A 25,095-nucleotide genomic window follows, 5' to 3' on the forward strand; every position below is an offset into this window, starting at 1 on the left:
CCTCCTGTTAAAATGGTTTCGGTCATATTACTCGGGTATCAACTTTGCACAAGTATCATACGCCGTACATTTCTTCAAGCATCTTAATGCCTGTTTTCGTTTTGAACACCTTGTCACGGAAGCTTTTTATGCTCTCTTTGGAAAGGCTGTCCTCGAAAGCGTTCACAAGGAAATCTGCTTCCAAGAGTATCTGCCAGTCAAGCCCCTGGGCGCCCTCATAGGTGTGATGATGTGCGATAAGAAAGCACACCCTGTCTATGATATCCTCGTCAAAGTCAAACTCTGTGAGCATTTTCCGTGCAGGCTCAGGACCTAACTGTTCCTGAAGCTTTCCGCCGCAGTGACCCTTGCCGTATCTCTCCTCCGCAGGCTTTATGCCTATATCATGCACCACCGACGCAACGTCAAGACAGTACATAGTGCGGATATCAAGCCCCTCTGCCCTGCCGATAACACGGGCAAAGGTATGCACCTTTATAAAGTGCTGTATACGCTTAGGGTCGCCGCCGAAAAACTCAGTCATTTTTATGATAAGACCGCTTATCTCGTCCATTATTTTACCTCTCTGCCGAGAGCGAACGCCTTTTTATTCAGTTCAAGGAACTTTGCAGGAACACAGTTTTCAAGAGCCTTCTGCCAAACGTCCTCGTCAAAAGCCATTTTAGTTGACACAACGCCCATGAGAACAACGTTTGAAGCCTTTGCAGTACCAGCCTGCTCTGCAAGTGCCAGTGCGTCAACAGCGATAACGTCAACGCCCTCTGCTTTAAGCTTGCCTATGATATCCTCAGGATAAACAGCCGCACCTGTTATAACAGGCATTGGGTCTATCTGCTGAGTTGAAGTGATGATATGTCCGCCCTTCTTGAGATATGAAACATATCTTGCGGCTTCAAGCTGTTCAAAGCTGATGATGATATCAGCTTCGCCTTTTTCAACTACAGGCGAGCATACCTCACTGCCGTACTTAACGTATGTAACAACAGAGCCGCCACGCTGGCTCATTCCGTGTACTTCGCTGACCTTGACATCAAAGCCCTGTGAGAGAAGCACGTTTCCTATTATTCTTGACGCAAGCAGAGAGCCCTGTCCGCCTACGCCCACTATCATAATTGATCTTGTTTTCATTATTTACACCTCGAAATATATGTTATCATTAGTCGCATATCGCACCCAGCTTACACATTTCCTTGCATATGCCGCAGCCTACGCACTGTGTATGGTCGATAACGCACTTGCCGTCATGGATAGATATAGCAGGACAGCCTATCTTCAGGCACTGCTTACAGCCAACGCACTTATCCTTGTTTACCTTGAGCGGTGGATTGTGCTTTACATATTTAAGAAGTGCGCATGGACGTCTTGAAATAATAACGCTTGGTTCTTCCTTGGCAAGCTCTTCCTTGATAACAGCCTCTGTTTCAGCCATGTGATATGGGTCAACGACTCTTACGCTCTTGATACCAAGTGAATGGCAGAGCATTTCAAGGTCAACGGCATAAGCAGGGTCGCCCTTAAGGTTTTTACCGGTTGTAGGGTTCTGCTGATGACCTGTCATACCTGTGATAGAGTTATCGAGAATGATAACAGTTGAATTTGTAGAGTTATATGCAACGTTCACAAGACCTGTCATACCGCTGTGCATGAATGTAGAGTCACCGATAACGGCAACAGACTTCTTCTCTGCCTCTGCTCCTCTTGCCTTGTTGAAGCCGTGAAGTCCGCTGATAGAAGCACCCATGCAGATAGTTGAATCCATAGCACAAAGCGGTGCTGTTGCGCCAAGAGTGTAACAGCCGATATCGCCTGATACCATAACGCCCAGCTTATGCAGGCAATAGAACAGACCTCTGTGGGGACATCCCGGACACATAACAGGAGGTCTTACAGGCACGTTATCCTCAAATGTGATATACTCAGGCTTCTCACCAAGTATCTTTTCGGCAACGATAGTCTGTGATATCTCGCCCATAAGGCTGAAAAGCTCCTTGCCGATAACGTTCACGCCGTTCTTTTTGCAGTGTGTTTCGATAACATCGTCAAGCTCCTCGATTACATAGACCTTTTCGCACTTTGCAGCAAAGTCCTTTATTATCTGAATTGGCATTGGGTTTACGATACCGAGTTTAAGGTATGAAGCCTTGTCGCCCAGAGCCTCTTTAGCATACTGATATGAGATACCGCTTGTGATAACACCTATCTTTGTATCGTTCATCTCTACCTTATTGAGGGGTGAAGTTTCGGCATAATCAGCGATAGCCTTCATTCTTGCCTCAACAACAGGGTGACGGCGGATAGCGTTACCAGGCATCATAACATACTTCTGGATATTCTTTTCATATGGGATATTCTCCCTTTCCTCTCTCTCGCAAAGCTCAACGGCTGACTGAGAGTGAGAAACTCTTGTGGAAAGTCTTACGATAACAGGAACATCGAACTTTTCAGAAAGCTCGAAAGCAGCCTTAGCAAACTCCTTGCACTCTCCTGAATCGGAAGGCTCTATCATCATTGTCTTAGAAGCGATTGCATGGTGACGTGAATCCTGCTCGTTCTGTGACGAGTGCATACCAGGGTCATCGGCAACAGCTATTACCATACCTGCCGTTACGCCTGTGTAGCCTGCTGTGTAAAGAGGGTCAGCGGCAACGTTAAGACCAACGTGCTTCATTCCGCAGAAGCTTCTTGCACCGCCTATAGAAGCGCCAAGAGCCACTTCCATTGCCACCTTTTCATTAGGCGCCCACTCAGCATATACCTCGTCATATTTTGCAACAGCTTCTGTTATCTCAGTTGACGGAGTACCAGGGTAAGATGATACAACCTTACAGCCTGCCTCATACAGACCTCTTGCAAACGCCTCGTTTCCAAGCATTAGTTTTTTCATACAATAAATCTTTCCTTTCACTGCACCGACCATTTTTTCGTGGTCGGTAGAAATAAACAATAATTAAAATAGATACAAGTAATTATACCACAAATTTCACCAAAATGCAACAACTTTTTTGATTTAAAGCACCAATAGAGTGTTATAAAAAGTTTGCTTACGGCAATTTTGTCAGTTTGCATAAAATATCAAGGGAGCTTCTGTGCAAAAATTCACCTATAGGCACACTTGGCACACATACACGCACACATGAAACGTGCAGCGCACGATTTGAGCAACAAAAAATAGATTGCCGACAGGCGATACAAGAGTGTTGCAAAAGGCTTAAACAAGCGGGACGTCGAGGGCGCCGTCCCCTACAGTCAACGTAAATACGCTGTTTGTATGTAGGGGCGAACAGTGTTCGCCCGTTGATTTGACATTTTTGCAATAAAATAAATCGCCGCCAGGCGATACCATAATTCCTCATTCCTCATTCTTAACACTCCTCATTTCTCATTCTCACCTCCTCACTTGTTTAAAAAATTGTACTTGAAAAAAGAGCATAAATGTTGTATAATAACAAAGTATACTTAAATTTACGTTCGGAGGATATACATGATGAAAAAATATACACTTGACGAGGTCTACACAGCTGATATGACGGCGTTTCAGAGAGAAAGATATAACAGAGTTGCAGATGAGTTTGAAAAGCTTTTCGGTGAAAAGCCAACTGCTTTCTTCTCAGCTCCAGGCAGAACTGAGGTAGGCGGCAACCACACCGACCACAACTTCGGCTGCGTTCTTGCGGCAGGCGTTTCACTTGACGTTATCGCTGCTGTCGCTCCTGACAACGAAGAGAACGTTATTACAATAAAGTCCGAGGGCTTCCCAATGGACACTGTGAACGTTGATGACGATACGATCTACGAGGAGCAGAAAAACACTTCTGCGGCACTTATAAGAGGTATGTCCGCAGGCTTTAAGAAGAATGGCCACAAGGCAGAGGGCTTCAAGGCTTATGCTACTTCAAACGTGCTCAAAGGCTCCGGACTTTCTTCATCTGCGGCTTATGAAGTGCTTATCGGCACTATCCTCAACGGTCTTTACAACGAGGGCGAGGTTTCTGCTGTGGAAATAGCTCAGATAGCTCAGTTTGCGGAAAATGTATATTTTGGCAAGCCCTCAGGTCTTATGGACCAAATGGCTTCATCAGTAGGCGGATTTATCACAATCGACTTTGCTGACGAAAAGCACCCTGTTATCGACTCTGTAAAGTTCGATTTCACAAAAAGCGGTCACGCACTGTGTATCGTTGACACAAAGGGCAATCATGCCGACCTCACCCCTGAGTATGCGGCTATCCCTGCGGAAATGAAGTCTGTTGCGGCTTTCTTTGGCAAAAAGGTGCTGAGAGAGATAACAAAGGAACAGCTTCTTGAAAACATCTGTGCTGTTAGAGAAAAGTGCAGTGACAGGGCTGTGCTTAGAGCGCTCCACTTCTTTGACGATAACGAGAGAGTTGGCAAGGAAGCTTCCGCACTTTCAGAGGGCGACTTTGACGCTTTCCTGAGCCTTATCAATGAATCAGGAGATTCATCATTCAAATATCTTCAGAACATCTATGCTTCTTCTGCCCCAAACGAGCAGGGTCTTTCACTTGCTCTGTATCTTGCAAAGCAGGCTCTTGGCGGTGAGGGTGCTTGCAGAGTTCACGGCGGTGGCTTTGCAGGAACTATCCAAGCGTTCGTACCTGAAAAGAAGCTTGAAGCTTTCAAGGCTGAAATGGAGAGAGTATTCGGTGAAGGCTCATGCTATGTGCTGTCCATAAGACCTGTTGGCGGCGTGCAGATCGACCTTTAATATAGGAGTTGTCATGAAAAATCCATTTGCAGGCTTGAAGAAAAAGCAGGTGAAGTTGCAGTTTTCCACCTGCGGAGAGATAATGATAGACGGACTTCCCTTTGCTTTTGGAGTGGAGAGTGCAGGGAAAGCGTCAGACAAAGGGCTTTGCGTTTCCATATCTGGTGAAGCTGTCAATGACGGACGTGTTACCTTTTCAAACCTTGAATACTACGAAAACCATGGCGGAAAGATAACCCTTGTGAAGCATGGCTTTTCACTTGTCACCAAAAAGGACGGCAAGAAAATTTATCAGGCGAAGTTTACCAAAATACCTATCACCGAAAAGGACACCTCAGTGCTTTTCAGAAAGCTCACCGAGGAAGAGGTCGTCCAACGGCTCAACTGCGAGATAGCTTTTAAGGTGACCCCTCATTTCAGCGGTGAGGACACACCCGAAGTCATGCTCACAGTTTATCCTTATGAAAATATGCTCACAGGGTCGGCTGTGCAGTGGCTAAAGGTCACGTCTGATAAGGACTATTTTCTGCACAAATATTCTAACAAATAACAGGAGAGTTTATCCCATATGAGAATGAGAAGAAAGAAAAATCTTGAGGCACGTCTTGAAGCCTGCGGAGATTATATTTTATATCTTGACCGTGACGAGAAGAATTTTCAGGACAAATCAAACAAACAGCTTATTGACTTTGAGAAGATCTTCAGAAACAGCAATCCCCTTGTGCTGGAGATAGGCTGTGGAAAGGGTCAGTTTGCAAGAGAGATAGCAAAGAGAAATCCTGACAAGAATTTCCTTGCAGTAGAAAAAAGCAGTAACGTTATAATTGACGCTGCACAAATGGCTATAGACGAGGGCATACCGAACCTGAGATTTGCAAGGGGCGAGGCTGAATATCTGGATTGCTTTATCCCTGAAAAGTCAGTGGAGTGTATCTACCTTAACTTTAGCTGTCCGTATCCTAAAAATACATATGCACGTCATAGGCTCACATACCGAGCTTTTCTTGAAATATACAGACGTATTCTTGTGGACAAAGGCGAGATATACCAAAAGACCGACAATATGCACTTTTTTGAGTTCTCCTTGGAGGAGTTCTCTGCGGCAAATTACGGACTTAAAAACATTTCTCTCGACCTTCACAACAGCGGCTTCGAGGGCAATATCGTAACGGAATATGAGAAGAAATTCTCAGACATGGGTATGCCTATCTACAGATTGGAGGCGTTCGTAAAATAATGAGCGAGCATATAAATCCAATTGTCAGCGAGGAAGATATGGGTTCTGACGGCAAGCTTCGCAAATGGTCAACAGCCAGAAAAGTCAAGTGGATAATTTGGATAGTCGTTATTCTTGCAGTAGCACTCGGCTTCTGGCATCAGCACTATATGCGCTCCGACAGCCAGATAAAAGCCGTTTTCGATGACAATAAGGCTAGCTTTCAGACCACTGCGGAGTTTATGATAGAAAGCATTTCATGTGAAAAGCCGACACTACCAAAGGGCAAATGCTCCATTAAATCGCTCACTGAAAACAATGCCTGCAAGTCTGTGAAGAAAGAGCTTGAGGAGCTGGAGCGCAGGAACGTTACATACATCGACAGCGACGGCTTGACAGTGAGATTTTATACCATTTATGACCATTACTATATTTACCGCTCACCCCTAAGCTCATCAGGGAGCGAGGATAACCTCGGTGACGGGTGGTCTTATGTAAAAACAAGTAAAAGCTGATTTTTTTATGGACGAAAAATTTTTTTCGTCCATTTTTTTCTTTAAACAAAAAAGAACGGCCTGCGTTTGCAAGCCGTTCTCTTTTTATGCAATAATATTTATCTGCAAATTAGTTGTTGATGAGCTTCTCGTCATCGTTGTTCCAGCTGTAGAGCTTTCTGATCTCCTTACCAACCTTCTCAGAAGGATGCTCAGCGTGGAGCTTTCTCATAGCCTTGAAGTGTACCTGTGAACCTGCGTCAGACATATCAAGGAGGAAGTCCTTAGCGAATGTACCGTCCTGAATGTCAGACAGAACCTTCTTCATAGCCTTCTTAGTGTCCTCAGTAACGATCTTTGGACCTGTGATGTAGTCGCCGTACTCAGCTGTGTTAGAGATAGAATATCTCATGCCCTCGAAACCTGACTGATAGATAAGGTCAACGATGAGCTTCATCTCATGGATACACTCAAAGTATGCGTTTCTTGGGTCATAACCAGCTTCGCAAAGTGTTTCAAAACCAGCCTGCATAAGTGCGCAAACACCACCGCAGAGAACAGCCTGCTCACCGAAGAGGTCTGTTTCTGTTTCTGTTCTGAATGTTGTCTCAAGAACACCTGCTCTTGCTCCGCCGATACCAAGTGCATATGCAAGTCCGATATCCTGTGCGTTGCCTGTTGCGTCCTGCTCAACTGCGATAAGGCAAGGTGTACCCTTACCAGCCTGATACTCAGAACGTACTGTGTGACCAGGAGCCTTAGGTGCGATCATGATAACATTGACATTCTTTGGTGGTACGATGCAGCCAAAGTGAATGTTAAAGCCGTGTGCGAATGCAAGAGTCTTACCCTCTGTGAGGTATGGCTCGATAGATTTCTTATAAAGTGCAGCCTGCTTCTCATCAGGAATAAGGATCATGATGATGTCAGATGTCTTTGCAGCTTCCTCAGTTGTCATAACTGTAAGACCCTGCTGCTCAGCCTTTGCCCAGCTCTTAGAACCTTCGTAAAGACCTACTACTACGTCAACGCCGCTCTCCTTAAGGTTGAGCGCATGAGCGTGACCCTGTGAACCGTAACCGATAATGGCAACTCTCTTACCCTTGAGTACGTTAATGTCGCAATCCTGCTGATAGAATATTCTTGCCTGTGCCATTGTTAATTCCTCCAAATTCAGAAATTTAAGATTTATTTTATGTAGCCTTTCGGCTATATAATCAAAGTTTATTTGCCTGCATTGAATGTGTCAGAGCCTTTCTCTATTGCGATAGTGCCTGTTCTTACCATTTCAATTATTCCGTAAGGTGCTATGACCTCCTCAAATCTGCAAAGGTGAGCGTAAGTGTCGCAAAGCTCCAATGTCATTGTCGTAAGCGTTATATCCATGACCTTAGCCCCTGTGATATCCGCAATAGTCATTATCTCACTGCGTCTGTTTGCGACCGCAGACACCTTGACTATCATAAGCTCTCTTGCGAGATACTCATTAGCCTCAAATGTCTTTACCTTGATGACCTCGATAAGTTTATTGAGCTGTTTCTCGATCTGCTCAACTGTATGCTCGTCACCGTCAGCAACTATCGTTATTCTTGAAACGTCAGGGTCATGAGTTGGACCTACTGCAAGGCTCTCGATATTGAACCCACGTCTTGAAAACAGTCCGGAAATTCTTGATAGAACACCGCTGTGGTTTTCTACAAGAACTGAGATCGTATGTTTCATAAATCAACCTCCATAAGGAAACCTTTCCTTGATTCTTTATTATACCAGCTTATTATTAAGATTTTTTGAACGTAAACGCTATATACTGTAAACGCTACAGATAGTTAAAATATTGGCCTTATAATGTTGGCATATCCTTATCCACGACGACTTCAACAAGGCAAATGCCTTTATGTTCAGCAAGCATTTCCACGCCCTTTTCCATAGTATCATCGTCATAAACTCTCATTGCAGGTATGCCATAAGCTTCTGCAAGCTTGATAAAGTCAGGAGAACCGTCAAGAAAAACTGCTGTCTGTCTGTCATGATAGCCGTTTGTCTGAAGCTCTCTTACCATGCCAAGGCGGTTGTTTGTCATTACTACCACCTTTATATCAACGCCGAACTGAACGGCTGTTGCAAGCTCCATGAACGACATCTGAAAAGCTCCGTCACCGCATATAGCAACTGTTGCTCTGCTGTTGTCAGCCATTTTTGCACCTATCGCCGCAGGCACAGAATAGCCCATCGTACCCATGCCGCCTGAGGTAAGAAGTCTGCCCTCTTTGCGGAACTTATATTCAGTGCAGGTCCATATCTGATTTTGTCCAACGTCTGCCACAACAGTAACATTGGCAGGCATTTTCTTTGCAAGCCTGTCGATAAACACCCTCGGATTGACAGTACCCTTTGCAGGCTCAACATACTTTCTTTCGCCCCCAAGGGTCTTTATGTGAGCTATCCACTCATCGTGCTTCATAGGCTTTGCAAGCTCCGTCATTTGCTGTAAAACAAGCTTTGCGTCGCCAACGAGAGGCAGGTCAGCACCGATATTCTTGCCTATCTCCGCAGGGTCGATATCTATATGTATTATCTTAGTAGTTTTCTCCAGAGCCAAAGGTGTTTTAACAGCTCTGTCGCCAACTCTTGCGCCCACAAGGAACAGCACGTCGCACTCGTTCACAGCGGCGTTTGCCATTTTAACACCGTGAGTTCCTATCATGCCGCAGAAAAGCGGGTCATCATCAGGGAAAACAGAAATACCCATCATAGTTGTGATAACAGGTATCTGCATAATGTCGGCAAGCTCTCTTATCTCGTTCTCAGCATGAGCGGCAAAAACACCTCCGCCAATACAGATAAGCGGCTTCTCAGCCTCTTCCAACGCCGCCATTACACGCCTTACCTGAACGTAGTTGCCCTTTGTGGTAGGCTTATAGCTTCTTATCTCACACTTTTCAGGATACTCAAAGTCGATAACAGCTTTCTGAACGTCCATAGGGATATCTATAAGCACAGGACCCGGTCTGCCGGTGCCTGCTATATAGAAAGCTTCCTTGAAAACTCTTGCAGTGTCCTCAGGGTCTTTGAGAAGATAGCTGTGCTTAACGAACGGCTCAGCCGAGCCTGTAATGTCAGCCTCCTGAAAAACGTCAGAGCCTATCTGGTCGGTATTCACCTGACCTGTTATGCACACGATAGGTATAGAATCCGCATAAGCGGTAGCAATAGCAGTAATAAGATTAGTTGCACCCGGACCTGATGTTGCGATACAGACCGCAGGCTTGCCTGAAATTCGTGCATAGCCGTTAGCCGCATGACCGCCGTTAGCCTCCTGTCTCACAAGCACCTGCCTGATGTCGTTTTCAGCATCCAGCAAAGCGTCATAGAAAGGACAGATAGCAGCTCCGGGATAGCCAAAGACGACTTTTACGTTCTCAGCTTTCAAACATTCAACCATAGCCTGACTTACAGTCATTTTCATAATAAAGTCGCCTCCATAAAAAATTTTCTGTATAAATTATCATATAAAGTGATAAAACATACAAAGCTGTGATTTATTATACCATATTTATAAGATTTCGTCAAGTATCGTTAGCATACGAAGGAATATTTATGCTCAAAAAAATTTCGCAAAAAAAATTTGAAAAAGGGGTTGACAAGACAGATGAACTGTGCTATAATAATTAAGTCGCTGAGAGAGAACGACACAAAACAAATAATTAATGTGGACAGGTGTCCGAGTGGTTTAAGGAGCTGGTCTTGAAAACCAGTGATACGGCAACGTACCGTGGGTTCGAATCCCACCCTGTCCGCCACATTTTTTATATATACAGGTTTGCGGATTTACCCAAGTGGTGAAGGGGCTCCCCTGCTAAGGGAGTAGGTCTGGAAACGGGCGCGAGAGTTCAAATCTCTCAATCCGCGCCAGCAAAAGTTTAAGCTTTTGCTTGTATCCGCTTTACGTTATGTAGAGCGGATTTTTTATTGCATAAATACTAAAATACCGCAGAGATGTCTGTCCTCTGCGGCGTTTTTTATTATGCAAGCCCTGCGGCACTTTTCATTCTGTCTTTGAAGAAATGGTCGAATACTGCCACGCACCTTCCCACAAGGAGCATTGCCGCCACCGTTCCGATACCGATACCTATTATCCGCTTGTCAAACAGCAGACCTATCACGCAGGCAATGGCAACACACGATGCGTCAAGAATATTCTTGCCAAAGCCCATGTTTTTTCCAAAGGCTTTTCCTATAGCCTGAGCAAGACCGTCGGCTGGGTTCGGCACGAACTTCATGGCTATCATCATTGACATTCCCGCACCCGTGCAGATTATTGCTGCTGCCAGATACAGCGTGTTTTGCCACAAATGTCCGAAATTAAAATCAAGCAGCTTTGAAAACATATTCAGCAGCAGGCTGAACACAATGCTGAATGGTATTTGCAGCCAGTCTATAACAGTTCTGTCGCTACCTTTTATTATCATTTCTATCACAACGAACAGTGCATATGTAGCAAAAGTCACAAGAGAAAAATTCACGTCCCATATACTCGATATGGCAAATGGCACTGATATAATAGTGGATACGCCTAGCCCTGTTTTGATGTTCATCGTTATCCCTGCGGCAAGTATCACAAGCCCCATGGCATATATAGCCGCCCTTGCGGCATAATTCTTCTTTTCCAAACTAAATTCGCCTCCATACCAATTATACCACCTTCATCACACTTTTTCAAGAGCACAAAAAAGCTGCCGCACCAAAAGGCACAGCAGCTTTTATACTATATAATAGTATCAGAGTTATTGATTATTCCTTTGGACCTGCTGATACAAGAGCCTTACCTGCTGGGTTGCCCTCATACTTAGCAAAGTTCTTAACAAATCTGCTTGCAAGATCCTTAGCCTTTGTCTCCCACTCGGAAGCGTCAGCATATGTGTCACGAGGATCGAGAATTGCAGGATCAACGCCTGGAAGCTCTGTTGGAACTTCAAAGTCAAAGTGTGGTATCTTCTTTGTAGGTGCGTTGAGAATATCGCCGTTAAGGATAGCGTCGATGATTCCACGAGTATCCTTGATAGAGATTCTCTTGCCTGTGCCGTTCCAACCTGTGTTTACCAGGTATGCCTTAGCACCGCTCTTCTGCATCTTCTTAACAAGCTCTTCAGCATACTTTGTTGGGTGAAGCTCAAGGAAAGCCTGACCGAAGCAAGCTGAGAATGTTGGTGTAGGCTCAGTGATTCCACGCTCTGTACCTGCAAGCTTTGCAGTAAAGCCAGAGAGGAAGTAATACTGTGTCTGCTCTGGTGTGAGGATAGATACTGGAGGCAGTACACCAAATGCGTCTGCTGAAAGGAAGATAACGTTCTTTGCAGCAGGTGCAGAAGAAATAGGTCTTACAATGTTCTGGATATGGTCGATAGGATAAGATACACGAGTGTTCTCTGTAACGCTCTTATCAGCAAAGTCGATCTTGCCGTTCTCGTCAAGAGTTACGTTCTCAAGAAGAGCATCTCTTCTGATAGCGTTGTAGATATCAGGCTCAGATTCCTTATCAAGGTTGATTACCTTAGCATAGCAGCCGCCCTCGAAGTTGAATACTCCGTTGTCGTCCCAGCCGTGCTCGTCGTCACCGATAAGAAGTCTCTTAGGGTCTGTAGAAAGTGTTGTCTTACCTGTACCGGACAGACCAAAGAAGATAGCTGTGTTCTCACCGTTCTTATCTGTGTTAGCTGAGCAGTGCATTGAAGCCATGCCCTTGAGTGGAAGGAAGTAGTTCATCATTGAGAACATACCCTTCTTCATCTCTCCGCCGTACCAAGTGTTGATGATTACCTGCTCACGGCTTGTGATGTTGAACATAACTGCTGTCTCGGAGTTAAGACCAAGCTCCTTATAGTTCTCTACCTTAGCCTTTGAAGCGTTGTATACAACGAAGTCAGGCTCAAAGTTCTCAAGCTCCTCAGCTGTTGGCTTGATGAACATATTTGTTACAAAGTGAGCCTGCCAAGCAACCTCAACGATGAAACGGATAGCCATTCTTGTATCCTTGTTAGCGCCGCAGAATGCGTCAACTACGAAAAGTCTCTTATTTGAAAGTTCCTTGATAGCGAGTTCCTTAACAGACTTCCAAGCCTCCTGTGAAGCTGGGTGGTTGTCGTTCTTGTACTCGTCAGAAGTCCACCAAACAGTGTCCTTAGAATTTTCGTCCATAACGATGAACTTATCTTTAGGTGAACGGCCTGTATAAACGCCTGTCATAACGTTTACTGCGCCAAGCTCACTCTCCTGACCCTTTTCATAGCCTTCGAGTGTTGGCTTTGTTTCTTCCTCGAACAGCTGCTCGTAAGAAGGGTTGTAAACAACTTCTGTAGTTCCGGTGATACCGTACTTGCTCAAATCGATCTTTGACATGTTGCAATAACTCCTTTTCAAAAAAATATCGTTAATAGGCGCTATAATGAAACAGCACACGCCGGCACATTCATTTTCTTTCCTTATTATTAAGCATAAGCTATACAGAAATTCATCTGACAATTGAAAACACACTGCCAGCATTTCATGCTGTGCTCCTATTACAGCAATATAATTATACCACATATTTTTCTGAATTGCAAGGGTAAACGCAGATTTTGTGAGCTGATTTTTTACATTTCGCTTAAATCTATAACGATTTTTTATGAATAAATGTAATTTCATGGTATAAAATAGATAATAAAAGATATTGACTATTATCAATAGTTAGTCTAAGCTTGCACGGACGATTTTGCAGTATCAATATAAAATAATTGCATTTTTATGCTTCTTTGCAAAAAAGCGCCCCAAATTATGCAGGCAAATTCCGCTTTCCTGCAAATAGAAAAAAGGCAGTCCACAAGGAACTGCCCTTCTCCGAAATATCAACAATAGGGGAGATCTTATTTACTTTTTCTTCTTAGCCATGACCACAGCCGCACCGCTCAGAAGTGCAAGGGCGAATGCTCCGCCTGCAACGCCGGTCGATGGGTTTGTGTTTGAAGCGTTTGAAGCCGCCTTTGAACTGCTGTCTGACTTGCTGTCAGTTGACTTGCTGTCGGAAGATGAGCTGTCAACAGCAGAACTGCTTGATATATCAGAAGAATTATCAGAGCTGTTCTCGCTGTCAGGCTGTGAAGAAGCAGGCGCTTTCTTTACAAGGTTTGCCACAGCATCGTTTATAGCCTTTGCCATAGCGTCCACATCAGCCTGCTCTGTGATGTTCTTTGTTCTGTCGATAGCGGCAAGAGCCTTTTCGACTTCTGAGAAGTCCTCATAATCGTCCTTGTTGAGAGCCTTTGCGGCTTTCTCTGCCTTGTCAAGCTCTGTATAGTCTGCTGACTTGTAAACAAGTGCCTCAACGGCATCGTTTATGTCTTTCGTCATTTTGTCAACATCTGACTGCTGTGTAAGGTTTTTAGTTCTGTCGATAGCTTCAAGTGCCTTTTCTACGGCTGTAAAGTCCACATAGTTGTCCTTATTAAGAGCCTTTGCAGTTTCTTCTGCCTTGTCAAGCTCTGTATAATCTGCCTTTGCATACTCAAATACAGCCGAACTGTCTCTATGAACTGCGAATGGTTTTTCACATTCATCAGTATGGAATGTACCGCCCTTTATCTCGCACTTTTCGCAATCGTAAAGGAAAATTCCGATGTTACCACCGAGTGTGATATCTCCGCCGGAAATTACCGCATTCTTAGTATTGCCTGAACCAACATAGATATCTGCAAGTTTACCATTGATATCTAACTTTCCGTCCTCTATGATCAAGCCTGTCTTAGGCTCAGGAGCGCCTATGCCAACAACAAACAGACCTATTCTTCCAGCCTTAACATTGACCTCTCCACCGTATATCTCGATAGAACCGTTAGCATACAGACCATCGTTCCAACCATCTTCAGGGTCAGCCATAGTTGTATCAATATTCACAGCCGCTTCCATTACTTTTATGGTATACAAAGTAATGGCTGCACCGCCCTGAATATCAACTGTACCTGACTCAAAGGTGATATTTGGCTGATCCATTGAAGGACTATTGCCTGTTTCTTCAAGATTAAGCACACTGCCCTTAGTCTTTCCACTTAGTACTACACCGGTATCTTTTGCGCTTCCTTTTCTCGAAATAACTGTAGTGCCTGAGGTCATCTTGTTATCTCCTGAGAAAACTATATTAGTAACTTTTTCTCCGTCAACAATGACACAAGACTTTTTCGCCGTCGAAAAATCAACATTGTCAAGTGTAAGAGTAGAAGTTGCTGCGTCCCAACTCCAGCCCTCGTCTTCATTTTTCTGATCGTTCTGAAATCCTGCCACTGTAAGGTCAAGAGTTGTAGTTCTCTGCTGATTTGCCGCAAAAACATTTATTGCAGGCAAAGATGCCATACATATGACCGTTGCGAGCATTGTGCTAAAAATTCTTGTCTTTTTCATATTTTATCCTCCCGAAATATAAGACTTCATATCATATTTGCATTGCGTTATAAAACCGCCCTGCTTATAATTATGATAGCAGAGTGGTAATAATTTTTCAACTATTTTGACACAAACGGTCAAAAATCTGCACAAGCGGTATTCATTTAAACAAATAATGTATGAAAGTCCCACTTAATTGCTTTATATATCTATTTAATGGATATATTACTTTTTCTTCTTAGCCATGACCACAGCCGCACCGCTCAGAAGTGCAAGAGCGAATGCTCCGCCTGCAACACCGGTCGATGGATTTGTGTTTGAAGCGTTTGAAGCTGCCTTTGAGCTGCTGTCTGACTTGCTGTCAGAAGATGAGCTGTCAGAAGCGGAACTGCTCGTATCTGACGAAGCATCAGAACTGCTTACGATGTCAGGCTGTGAAGAAGCAGGTGTTTTCTTTACAAGGTTTGCCACAGCGTCATTTATAGCCTTTACCATAGCGTCCACGTCAGCCTGCTCTGTGATGTTCTTTGTCCTGTCGATAGCGGCAAGAGCCTTTTCGACTGCTGAGAAGTCCTCATAATCGTCCTTGTTGAGAGCCTTTGCGGCTTCCTCCGCCTTGTCAAGCTCTGTATAGTCTGCTGACTTGTAAACAAGTGCCTCAACAGCGTCGTTTATATCATTTGTCATTTTGTCAACATCTGACTGCTGTGCAAGATCTCTATACCCTCTTAAAGCCTCAACTGCACTGTACAAGTTTGCAACGCTTTCATCTGTGTAGATAGAAAGGTCGGCAGGAATATTACCCAGCACTTCATAAACATTGCTGTAGTCAGCAGGCTCAGCACCGCAGGCAGGAGTATCGTTATCAAGCTTTGTCCAGACTTCACTGCCAAGCTTATCAGTGAACTCGCCTTTTTTCATATCATCTATGGCGTACGGCAATGCACTTTCAGCAGCATCTGCTGTATTTTCTGCATTATAGTAACAATTTTCAAACTTGCTTCTCTCCATGGTGCTCTGCATAGCAAAAGCATAAGCGGAAGAAGAAATATCAGATACAAGACCTGTTGCATAGCAATTCTTTACAGTGCCGTAATAGTTATTGCTTGCAGCGTCAGTACCCAAGAATGACGCACCAACAAAACAGTTGCTTACATCGCCCTTTGCATAGCAGTTGCTGATGTTAAGACCTGAGATGTTTCCAACAAAGCCGCCTGCATATTCTGCACCTGTTATATTGCCTGTGGCATAGCAATTTTCTATCAAAGTTTCATCAATTGTCACTCCATTACCTATTCCAACGAAGCCACCTACTGCGATACCACGACCATTTCCTGTTACCTCAACAGAAACGTCTGCACCGCAATATTTAGCAGATGAGCCTTTTGCGAGCGTACCAACAAAGCCACCAACATTGCCCTTTTTTGTTGATTCCTCTATCTTTCCGGAAACACGGCTGTGGCTTACTGTTGTATCGCCGTCCTGAACGCCTACTAATCCGCCTATGCTGTTAATAGCAACATAGCTGCCGTCAGAGCCTGCTTTCATGTCAAGACCGATAACAGTACAATTTACTATATCGCCCATAGAATAACCTACAAGCGCACCTCCCATGCGGAAGCCATATCCACTGCTGTGATTTCCGCCAACATAGTTTATAGAAACATTTTCAAGAACTACGTCCTCGATAGTACCGCTTGTTGCGCCGAACAAGCCACACACATCGCCAATGTATGGCGATGTTTCTGTTCCTATGGTAAGATTTTTGATAATATAACCATTTCCGTCAAAGTTGCCAGAGAAAACAAAATATTCATGACCACCCATAATAAGATCCGCCACAGTTTCTCCTACTGGTGTCCACTCTTTTCCCCCAAGGTCGATATCCTCTGTAAGCTCAAAGTATGTATCCTGAAACTTTTCTCCATACGTTCCCGATTTCATACTTTCGCCAAGATATGCAAGCTGTGAGCCGGTAGCTATTTGATAAGGGTCGTCTTTGGTGCCTTTTCCTCCTGCAAAAGATTCCGCTACAGAGCCGTCCCAGACCTCTGTACCGTCAGCAAAAACAGAAACAGGCACTAAGCTTGCCGCAAGACCCATCGTCACCAAAAGGCTTAAAATTTTCTTTTTCATTCTAATTCCTCCATAGTATTTTTCGTTGCTGATATTTCTTTTTTACTCAGAACATAAATTTTCACATTCGTTTTAATACACACTACACATTTTGTTAATAATTTTAACACAAGTGGTATTCATTTAAACAAATAATGTATGAAAGTCCCACTTAATTGCTTTATATATCTATTTAATGGATATATTACTTTTTCTTCTTAGCCATTACCACAGCCGCACCGCTCAGAAGTGCAAGAGCGAACGCTCCGCCAGCAACGCCTGTTGACGGGTTTGTATTTGAAGCGTTTGAAGCCGCCTTTGAGCTGCTGTCTGCCTTGCTGTCGGCTGATGAGCTGTCAGGCTGTGAAGAAGCAGGTGTTTTCTTTACAAGGTTTGCCACAGCGTCATTTATAGCCTTTACCATAGCGTCCACGTCAGCCTGCTCTGTGATGTTCTTTGTTCTGTCGATAGCGGCAAGAGCCTTTTCGACTTCTGAGAAGTCCTCATAATCGTCCTTGTTGAGAGCCTTTGCGGCTTTCTCTGCCTTGTCAAGCTCTGTATAGTCTGCTGACTTGTATGCAAGTTCAAAAGCCTGTGTATGTGTTGCGATATCCGCTGAGACAGTTATTTCCTTGCTGAGAAGCTCGCAATCGTCAGCAGTTACCTCTACTGTGTAAGTGCCTGCTGTAAGCATTGCAGTATTGCTTGTTATCTCTTTTTCGTCTACCTTTATTACAACATTTTTCAGGTCAGCAGGTGTTACTTCAAAATCAACTGCATACTCCTTAGTTGGCAGGACAGGCGTTTTTCCCTCAACATACTGATACTTTGCACCGTCGGCTGTCAGCTCGTCATAAAATTCTTTTGTTGTCATATAGTCATAAGCTTTAGCCTTGCCTGCTTCTTTATTTGAACCGCAAGCTTCAACATTTTCTGTTTCTGTGAAATAGTTGTTTTTAAAGTCAGTTGTAGACGAGGAATCCTTCCCCACTATTCCGCCGAAACGTGTATATGGCTTTTTGGCTGAGTACTGTGAAAGGTCAATTTCTCCTGCAAAATAGCAATCACTTACAGAACCGCCGGCTACTGAACCAACGATACCGCCTACATCTGTGGTTCCGTTGCCAACCGGCGTGAGTTTTCCTGTAACATAGCTGTTTATAACCTTGGAATCGCCATACAAACGTCCTACGATACCGCCGGCGTTTGGTGCAGCATATACCATATCGCCTGTGCTTGAACAATAGCGGACTTCCGTTCCAATCTGCGCATATCCAACTATACCGCCGACATAAACACTTCCGTTGTCGCCTGAGATAGTTATGTCTGCTGTGTTCTCACAATATTCAAAAGTTGTGCCGTATGCCTGACCTACCATGCCTATGAAGCCATAAACATATTTGCCGTTATTGTTGAACGATACGTTTGACACACAATCAGAAATAGTACAATCACCTGCAAATCCTGCAATAGTGCCATAAACAGTATATTCGTTATCAGTATTTGTCACATCCAGATTTCCCTCTATAGTCAGACCTGATACCTCTGCTTCCTCGATATCGCCAAAGAAACCGACCAACAAATCTTTACCATAAATAGACGTAAAATCAATGTTTGAAATAGTATGACCGTTTCCGTAGAATTTGCCGCTGAAACAATGTTCAATATAGCCGTTTTCATCGAAAACGTTTCCGATAGGCGTCCATACAACACCTGTCAAGTCAAGGTCATTTTCAAGAACAACAACTGCGTCTTTATTCTTGTCATAATCTCCGTTGTTTACCGCTTTTGAAAACGCCAACAGGTCGTCAACAGTTTTTATTACCGTCTTATTATCGTCTGCAAATGCCGTTGTCGGCACAAACAAAAGACAGCCCGTCACCAAAAGACTTAAAATTTTCTTTTTCATTCTAATTCCTCCATAATATTTTTCGTTGTTGATATTTCTTTTTTACTAAGAACATAACTTTACACGATTATTTTAACACAGGCTACACACTTTGTCAATAAATTTAGCACAAACGGTCAAAAATCTGCACAAGCGGTAACAAAATAAATGAATAATGCTTGAATTTTGCTTTGATGTGTGTTATTATATATTAAGAAATCATGTATAAGAAAGGATTTTTACAGTATGAGAGTGGCATTGGTAGACGATAATAAAAACGACCTTGCACTTCTTCATGAATATATTTCCGAACAAACCGCTCACAGCTGTCAGATAGATACGTTTTCAAGTGGAGAAAGCTTTTTGTCATGTTGGCAGATGGGAGCTTATGATCTGGTGGTGCTTGATATATTCATGGGGAAAATGACAGGGATAGAGGTCGCAGAAAAGCTTCGTGAAACAGACAAAAGCGTCCATATCGCATTCGGCACTTCAAGCAACGAGTTTGCAAGCGAAAGCTACGACCTCAACGCCTGCTACTATCTTTGCAAGCCCTTTCAGGCTGACAAAGTAAAAGCCATGCTTGACAGGATCGGTTCTGATGAAATTGATCGTATGCGTTCCGTTAAGCTTCCCGACGGTCAGAACGTGATACTCAGAAATGTTATCTACATAGACTGTGCGTCACATATCGTGACTATCCATTGCACAGACGGTGAAAGCATAGTTTCAAGAAATTCTTTCGCTGAGATCGAGAACATTTTTTGCAGTCATTCATACTTTTACACCTCCACCAAAGGCGTCATCGTGAATTTCTATGAGATAGCCCAGCAAAAAAGCGACCTTTTCATAATGAGCGACGGCACACATATTCCCATAAGTCGCCGAAAATCCAGAGAAACATTAGACGCCTTCGCTCAGTTTCGCTTCAGTGATCTGCGAAAAGGCGGTGAGCAGTAATGCCTCCTTTATACCGCCTTGTGGAAGTGGGCATATATTCCCTTCTGAATTTTCTGCCACTTATGGTGCTTGCCCTTTATCCCTTCCGGCATAGGCTTCGCTTTTCCAAAACAGCTACCGTGGGACTTGTTGTGGCTCTTTCACTGGTGCAGATCTTCTTAGGCTGGCAGGCGGCATTTTTTAGCACAAATGCAGGTCTGCTAAGTGCAGTCAGCACCCTGCTCTATGCGGCTTTTTACTTTTTCGCTGTGAAGGTCAAGGTCGGCAAAACAGGCTTCACACTGCTTCTGCTTTCAAATAACGCAAGCTTTATCGTCATTACCTCAAAATGTCTGGAGGGCATTCTGTTCCCGTCACTTGCCTATGAGTCATACCGCTGGTCGTTTTCCCTTTGTATGCTTATGACAGAAGCCGTGGTATGGGGGCCGCTTTTTATCTACATGAAAAAGGTCTACACACCTGCGGTGGAAAGAGAGCCGTCAGGTCTGGAGTGGCGCTATCTTTGGCTTATCCCATTTACTTTCTATATAATATGGTATTATACTCTCTACGGCAACTCTGCGAAAAGCAGCTTAGAGCTTGCTCTGGAGCCAAAGAACACCATAGCTCTGTTCTTTATAAACGCAGGAGCATTTCTGGTGTATTACATCGTGGCACGGCTGGTCATCGAGCAGCAGAAAAATCTGCGGCTTCAGGAAAATAACCACCTGCTTGAAATGCAAAACCTGCAATATGACTATTTGCAGGATAAGATAAAAGAAACAAGACGCTATAAGCATGATGTCAGACATCATATCGCTCTTATGCAGGAGCTTCTGAAAAAGGGCGAATATGATAAGCTTTCGGAATATCTCAACGCTTTCAGGGATTCTATGCCCGATATATCAGAACGCATTTACTGCAAAAACACATCTGTAAGCGCACTTCTTGCATATTTTGCTCAAATAGCGGAAAGCAGCGGCATTGAATACAAGGTGAGCGCTGACATCCCAGATGATATAAAAATAGACATAACCGACCTCTCTGTGCTTTTCGGAAATCTTATCGAAAACGCCATTCACGGCTGCGTGTCTGACAGTGCAAAGGATAAGAAAATAATAATCAGAGCAAAGGCTGACAGCTATTCCCTATGCCTGGCGGTGGACAACACCTTCACCGGAACTATCCTCACCGACCCGGAAGGCGGTTTCCTTTCCTCAAAACGCAAAGGCAAAGGTATCGGCACAGAGTCTGTCAAGAACATTGCCGCCAAATACAATGGCGTAGCTAAATTTGAATACGGTGACGGAATGTTTTACGCTTCCGTAATGCTGAATATATGAAAAAGGCGGAAAGCTCGCAAAGAGCCTCCGCTTTTTCTGTTATATATAGTATATCCGTTTTGCTGTTCTTAATTGTCGCTTATATCACACACTGCCACGCTTGTAACAGGGTCAATGTCAGAGATGTCAACGCCGTATTGATATGGGTTGAGTTCAAAAGTCTCGCTGTCCGTCTGAGCCTGCATTCTTTTATATGTTTCATCAAGCTGTTCGTCAGTGAGGTCAAAGCCGAACCACCATGTTCTGCCGTTTATTGTCGCTGATACGATTCGGTTTCTGTCTGTATTTGAAAGATACATAAGTGGCTTTTCACCCAGAGCGTTGCAAAGCTCGTTGTATGTCATGCCCACATAGATATTCTTTGTGATGTATGCACCATTGTAAAGCTCCACCCTTGTGACAGGCAGGCTTTCGTCAACATAGCCCTTGCCTGTTTCGGTATTCAAAGCCGCCCTGCCGAAGTGATACTGCGGAAAAGCCGAGCACTGATACATAGAATCATAGCCGTTTTGAACGAATGTTGGATAAACAAACTCATAGTTGTTGTCTGCCATTTTGAGCATATCCCCCACTGTATTTGAAAACAGCTCCTCGCCTGGGTTGTCTGCACTTGGGAGGACAGCGCTTGTATTTTCGCCTTGCGTATCTGTAACAGGAGTATCGGTTTGCACAGGTGCAGGTGCAGTTGTCACGGCGGTGTCTGTTACCTTTTCAGGCTCGCTTGACGGCTCAGATATGCTGTCTGTTTCAGCTTTTGACGAACTGATTTCAGGTATCTTCTCTGATGAAGCGTCTGCCATACTGCTGTCAGAAAGGTCAAGGCTATCATCATTTAAGCTGTCTGAAACACTGCTGTCATCGTGAACGCCGAAGCCGTTGTTGTTCACTCCACGGAGAGCCAATGGTATGCTCACTGCCACCACCACAGCCGCCGCAGTTCCCACTATCTTTATAGCAGCGGAAGAGGTTTTCAACGCTGTAACAGGTGAAGCCGCTGTCATTGCATACTTTTTCGGCAGAGCCGCTCTCATCATTGCGCTCATAGGCACAGCCGCAAATGCGCCGCCCTCAAAGATACGCTCTATCTCTTTCTTTATCTTTGCCCTCGCCTTAAAAAGCTTCTGCTTGGCGGCATTCTCGCTTATCTCCAAAATCTCGGACACTTTTTTCAGCGGCATGCCGTCATAATAATAAAGTATCACCGCCGACCTCTGCTCAGGCTTCAGCCCCTCTATGACCTTTTTCAGACAGCGTTTAAGCTCCTTGCTGTCGGCATAATCCTCAGGGAGCATAACAGTATCGTCAGCATGGATATCCTCGCTGAGGTTTTCGTCATCAAGGCTTATGTTATCCTCTCTGCCCTTTTGTCTGAAATACATTCTGCACTTGTTGAAAGCGATAGAGTGAAGCCACGTTTCATAATGCTCAGGCTCTTTCAGCGACCCTATCCCCTCCATTGAAGCCAAAAAGCTGTCCTCGGTGATATCCTCTGCGGTATGCTTATCCCCAACGTTTTTCAGCACGAAGAAATAAAGCTTCTCGTGGAACTCTTTGTACAGCTTCTCAAAAGCTGTCTTTTCGCCATTCTGAGCCTTTTCTACAACGGCTCTCAATTCATTCTTGTTCATTCACATATCCCTCCAAGACAAGTATGCGTATCAACCTTTTCATCTGCGCCTCTGCCTCCTCGTCTGTCTGACGAGTTTCCTCGTTCATGGACCTTAGGACAAAGGCGATGACATCTCCAAGCTTTGCATTTTTCATTTTTATCTCCGTTTCATGCTCTCTCATTTTTGCCCTTTCATATACTTAGTTGCAGTTATCCCGATATGGTTATCATAACATCACACTTTTGTATATCTGCACAAAAACGCACCCCACAGCCTATGAAAAATACACAACCTTATGACGCATACTGTCTTAATACTCATTATACTATATTTATGTATATTAAGCAACTATTTTTCAAAACTTGCCATAATAGATAATTCACATATCATTTATAAAATGTTCCTTGCATCTTTTGTGCAAAATGCTATAATCTAATTGAAAATACGGAGAGAATTCCGTATAAAGTTAATAAATCAAACAAATCGGAGGTAATTCATTATGATGGGAAGACTCAGAGCAATGCGTGAGCCGCTCAAATATGTTCAGGGCAGAGATGCTACACTTAAGTTTCATGAAGAAATGGGCTATATGGGCAAAAGGTGGCTGTTTGTATGTTCAAACAGCGGCTACAAAGCCTGTCATGACAAGATAGAGAAAAGCTTTGGCGAGCTTGACGATTACAGACGCTATGAAGTATTTGGTGGTATATCGAGCAAGGGCGAGATAGCCAAAATGGAAGAGATAGTAAAGGCTGACAACATCGACACAGTAGTTGCAGTTGGCGGCGGAAGCGCAGTTGATACTGCAAAAGCTACAGCATACTATACAGGCAAGCACATTGTTATCGTGCCTACAGTTGCGGCAACAGATGCGCCATGTACAGGTCTGTCGGTAATATACAATGATGACCACAGCTTTGACAAATATCTTTTCTATCCTACCAATCCGGACGCAGTAATGGTAGACACAACAGTTATCGCAAACGCACCTGTAAAGTTCCTTATTGCAGGCATGGGCGATGCACTTGGTACATATTTTGAGGGCAGAGCTTCCATAAGAACAGAGTCCGCAAGCCTTGAAGGCACAGGCATCACAAGAGCAGGACAGGCACTTGCAAGACTTTGCTATGACACGCTGAAAACATACGGCAAGCAGGCAGTTGAGGCTTGCAAGGTACACGCAGTTACACCTGCCCTTGAAGCTATCTGCGAGGCTAACGTATATCTTTCAGGCGTTGGAGCAGACAACGTAAACTGTGCGGCCGCACACTCGTTCTACAATGGCGTAACATCATTGGGAATCAAGCACGCAGACCACGGCTGTTGTGTAGCCCTTGGTACACTGGTTCAGCTTGTACTTGAGGGTGCGCCAAAGGAAGAGTTTGAAGAGGTACAGAACTTCTGCCTTGAAGTGGGACTTCCTGTCACACTTGAAGAGATCGGTGTAACTACACCTGAGCAGGTAGAAACTATCGCAAAGAACGCTTGTATCCCAGGCGAAACTATACACAATCTTGCAGGCGACGTACAGCCTATCGAGCTTTATGACGCTATCATGCAGGCAGACGCAATGGGCAAGATAGCGCTGGGAAAATAAAGAATAGTGTATATTTAAAATAATATTGCCACCCACAGCTGATTTTGGCTGTGGGTGGTTTTTTTGTGCGAAAAAAAACAGAGAAACCCGATCAATGGTTTCTCTGCCTCTTTTTGCTGTATTAAATCCACAGTAAGGCGGATTTAGGTGCAGGAGCAAGCTCTGAATTGTAAGGCTTACGTTCAAACTTGCCTGAGCGGCACTGAAGTTGGGCAATAAAAAGCCATGACGGGAAATGCCCGTCACGGCGAGTGATTTCAAAATTTATCATAACGCAATTCTATCTCACCGGGAACAAAAAATCCGTCCTACCCAAAGTAAGACAGAAATTGGGTGCAGGGTCGAAACTTTCGGAAAAAGACCAACGATTGGTGCTTGAAGTTTCTGAAAGACTAGGAAAAGAATAATTTTTGAGGCCTCGAACTGCAATATCAAAGTAAAAATAAAACAGCGTACCGCAGTCCCCTGCGATACGCTGTTCTCATATAAAATTACTTCTTAGTAGTAACACTCTTTGAAGCCGACCAAGTGCCGTAGTATTTCGTACCCTTTACAGTTGTGTATGAACGAACACGAACATAGTATTTCTTTTTGCCTGAAAGCTTTGAAACAGTGGCCTTGTCAGTCTTGTTGTTTGTTATGGTAACTTTCTTTGCTCTTGTGAACTTTGAGTTGGTAGCGTATTGTATCTCGTATCCGGTAGCAGAACCTTTCTGCGCCCAATCCACAAAGAATGCCTTGCTTTTAGCCGTGAGCTT

General features: G+C 44.1%; 22 protein-coding genes and 2 tRNA genes. 9 read left to right on the forward strand and 15 right to left on the reverse strand.

Going from position 1 to position 25,095, the window contains the following annotated elements; all coding sequences use genetic code 11:
* Positions 1–55: 55 nt before the first annotated feature.
* The 3 genes from DW938_RS11380 to iorA are packed head-to-tail and all read right to left on the reverse strand — an operon-like array spanning position 56 to position 2,884.
* Complete coding sequence (locus tag DW938_RS11380; RefSeq protein WP_118124932.1) at positions 56–553, reverse strand: HD domain-containing protein; 498 nt, start codon at positions 551–553, stop codon at positions 56–58.
* The gene (locus DW938_RS11385) at positions 553–1,128 is read right to left on the reverse strand and encodes an indolepyruvate oxidoreductase subunit beta (RefSeq protein ID WP_022287481.1); all 576 of its coding nucleotides are present in this window, start codon (positions 1,126–1,128) and stop codon (positions 553–555) included. Before DW938_RS11385 ends, DW938_RS11380 begins: the two co-directional genes overlap by 1 nt.
* A gap of 28 nt (positions 1,129–1,156) precedes the next feature.
* On the reverse strand, positions 1,157–2,884 hold the full coding sequence (gene iorA, locus DW938_RS11390; RefSeq protein WP_022287482.1) for an indolepyruvate ferredoxin oxidoreductase subunit alpha: 1,728 nt from the start codon (positions 2,882–2,884) through the stop codon (positions 1,157–1,159).
* A 600-nt stretch (positions 2,885–3,484) separates the two neighbouring features.
* Here iorA and DW938_RS11395 point away from each other — a divergent pair.
* The 4 genes from DW938_RS11395 to DW938_RS11410 are packed head-to-tail and all read left to right on the forward strand — an operon-like array spanning position 3,485 to position 6,457.
* Positions 3,485–4,726, forward strand: coding sequence for a galactokinase family protein (locus DW938_RS11395; RefSeq protein WP_347517423.1), 1,242 nt, complete (start codon positions 3,485–3,487; stop codon positions 4,724–4,726).
* Positions 4,727–4,739: 13 nt separating this feature from the next.
* Positions 4,740–5,276 carry a hypothetical protein gene (locus DW938_RS11400; RefSeq protein WP_022287484.1) on the forward strand — a complete coding sequence of 179 codons (537 nt, stop codon included), beginning with the start codon at positions 4,740–4,742 and terminating at the stop codon, positions 5,274–5,276.
* Positions 5,277–5,294: 18 nt separating this feature from the next.
* On the forward strand, positions 5,295–5,963 hold the full coding sequence (trmB, locus tag DW938_RS11405) for a tRNA (guanosine(46)-N7)-methyltransferase TrmB (protein ID WP_118124936.1): 669 nt from the start codon (positions 5,295–5,297) through the stop codon (positions 5,961–5,963).
* Positions 5,963–6,457 (forward strand): hypothetical protein, encoded by a 495-nt coding sequence (locus tag DW938_RS11410; RefSeq protein WP_118124938.1) that lies wholly within the window; start codon positions 5,963–5,965, stop codon positions 6,455–6,457. Before trmB ends, DW938_RS11410 begins: the two co-directional genes overlap by 1 nt.
* A gap of 109 nt (positions 6,458–6,566) precedes the next feature.
* Here DW938_RS11410 and ilvC read toward each other — a convergent pair whose 3' ends face one another.
* From ilvC to ilvB, 3 genes are all read right to left on the reverse strand, one after another.
* Positions 6,567–7,592 carry a ketol-acid reductoisomerase gene (ilvC, locus tag DW938_RS11415; RefSeq protein ID WP_041337504.1) on the reverse strand — a complete coding sequence of 342 codons (1,026 nt, stop codon included), beginning with the start codon at positions 7,590–7,592 and terminating at the stop codon, positions 6,567–6,569.
* 68 nt (positions 7,593–7,660) lie between these two features.
* The gene (gene ilvN / locus DW938_RS11420) at positions 7,661–8,158 is read right to left on the reverse strand and encodes an acetolactate synthase small subunit (RefSeq protein ID WP_022287490.1); all 498 of its coding nucleotides are present in this window, start codon (positions 8,156–8,158) and stop codon (positions 7,661–7,663) included.
* Between the two features lie 118 nt (positions 8,159–8,276).
* Positions 8,277–9,902, reverse strand: a complete 1,626-nt coding sequence (ilvB, locus tag DW938_RS11425) for a biosynthetic-type acetolactate synthase large subunit (RefSeq protein WP_118124940.1) — start codon at positions 9,900–9,902, stop codon at positions 8,277–8,279.
* A 245-nt stretch (positions 9,903–10,147) separates the two neighbouring features.
* On the opposite strand from ilvB, the gene DW938_RS11430 reads away from it, so the two are divergent.
* Together DW938_RS11430 and DW938_RS11435 are read left to right on the forward strand one after the other, a co-directional pair.
* A tRNA-Ser gene (locus tag DW938_RS11430) sits at positions 10,148–10,236 on the forward strand.
* A gap of 22 nt (positions 10,237–10,258) precedes the next feature.
* Positions 10,259–10,348 (forward strand) — tRNA-Ser (locus tag DW938_RS11435).
* A 110-nt stretch (positions 10,349–10,458) separates the two neighbouring features.
* On the opposite strand, the gene DW938_RS11440 is transcribed toward DW938_RS11435, so the two are convergent.
* From DW938_RS11440 to DW938_RS11460, 5 genes are all read right to left on the reverse strand, one after another.
* Positions 10,459–11,106, reverse strand: coding sequence for a DUF6198 family protein (locus DW938_RS11440; RefSeq protein ID WP_242989238.1), 648 nt, complete (start codon positions 11,104–11,106; stop codon positions 10,459–10,461).
* 121 nt (positions 11,107–11,227) lie between these two features.
* Positions 11,228–12,832, reverse strand: a complete 1,605-nt coding sequence (gene pckA, locus DW938_RS11445; RefSeq protein ID WP_118124942.1) for a phosphoenolpyruvate carboxykinase (ATP) — start codon at positions 12,830–12,832, stop codon at positions 11,228–11,230.
* 507 nt (positions 12,833–13,339) lie between these two features.
* Positions 13,340–14,863 carry an NPXTG-anchored protein gene (locus DW938_RS11450; RefSeq protein WP_118124944.1) on the reverse strand — a complete coding sequence of 508 codons (1,524 nt, stop codon included), beginning with the start codon at positions 14,861–14,863 and terminating at the stop codon, positions 13,340–13,342.
* 207 nt (positions 14,864–15,070) lie between these two features.
* The gene (locus tag DW938_RS11455) at positions 15,071–16,981 is read right to left on the reverse strand and encodes a GLUG motif-containing protein (protein ID WP_118124946.1); all 1,911 of its coding nucleotides are present in this window, start codon (positions 16,979–16,981) and stop codon (positions 15,071–15,073) included.
* Between the two features lie 184 nt (positions 16,982–17,165).
* Positions 17,166–18,869, reverse strand: a complete 1,704-nt coding sequence (locus tag DW938_RS11460; protein WP_118124948.1) for a GLUG motif-containing protein — start codon at positions 18,867–18,869, stop codon at positions 17,166–17,168.
* 225 nt (positions 18,870–19,094) lie between these two features.
* Between DW938_RS11460 and DW938_RS11465 the strand changes: the two genes are divergently transcribed.
* Positions 19,095–19,808, forward strand: coding sequence for a LytTR family DNA-binding domain-containing protein (locus tag DW938_RS11465; RefSeq protein WP_118124950.1), 714 nt, complete (start codon positions 19,095–19,097; stop codon positions 19,806–19,808).
* Positions 19,808–21,130: a GHKL domain-containing protein gene (locus DW938_RS11470; protein ID WP_118124952.1), complete on the forward strand. Its 1,323-nt coding sequence runs from the start codon at positions 19,808–19,810 to the stop codon at positions 21,128–21,130. The genes DW938_RS11465 and DW938_RS11470 overlap by 1 nt, the downstream gene beginning before the upstream one ends.
* 68 nt (positions 21,131–21,198) lie before the next feature.
* On the opposite strand, the gene DW938_RS11475 is transcribed toward DW938_RS11470, so the two are convergent.
* A complete protein-coding gene (locus tag DW938_RS11475) occupies positions 21,199–22,758 on the reverse strand; it encodes a sigma-70 family RNA polymerase sigma factor (protein ID WP_117878268.1) in 1,560 nt (519 codons plus the stop codon).
* On the reverse strand, positions 22,745–22,921 hold the full coding sequence (locus DW938_RS14830) for a hypothetical protein (RefSeq protein ID WP_181984432.1): 177 nt from the start codon (positions 22,919–22,921) through the stop codon (positions 22,745–22,747). Before DW938_RS14830 ends, DW938_RS11475 begins: the two co-directional genes overlap by 14 nt.
* A gap of 318 nt (positions 22,922–23,239) precedes the next feature.
* Here DW938_RS14830 and DW938_RS11480 point away from each other — a divergent pair, with 318 nt between their 5' ends.
* On the forward strand, positions 23,240–24,337 hold the full coding sequence (locus tag DW938_RS11480) for a glycerol dehydrogenase (protein ID WP_022286582.1): 1,098 nt from the start codon (positions 23,240–23,242) through the stop codon (positions 24,335–24,337).
* 121 nt (positions 24,338–24,458) lie between these two features.
* Here the strand turns inward: DW938_RS11480 and DW938_RS14835 are convergent, their stop codons facing one another.
* Positions 24,459–24,608 (reverse strand): hypothetical protein, encoded by a 150-nt coding sequence (locus tag DW938_RS14835; protein ID WP_181984433.1) that lies wholly within the window; start codon positions 24,606–24,608, stop codon positions 24,459–24,461.
* Positions 24,609–24,828: 220 nt separating this feature from the next.
* Positions 24,829–25,095: fibronectin type III domain-containing protein (locus tag DW938_RS11485; RefSeq protein WP_147342382.1), on the reverse strand; the 267-nt coding region annotated here is incomplete at its 5' end.

It is taken from the genome of Ruminococcus sp. AM43-6 (assembly GCF_003461785.1).
Classification (GTDB): domain Bacteria; phylum Bacillota; class Clostridia; order Oscillospirales; family Ruminococcaceae; genus Hominimerdicola; species Hominimerdicola aceti.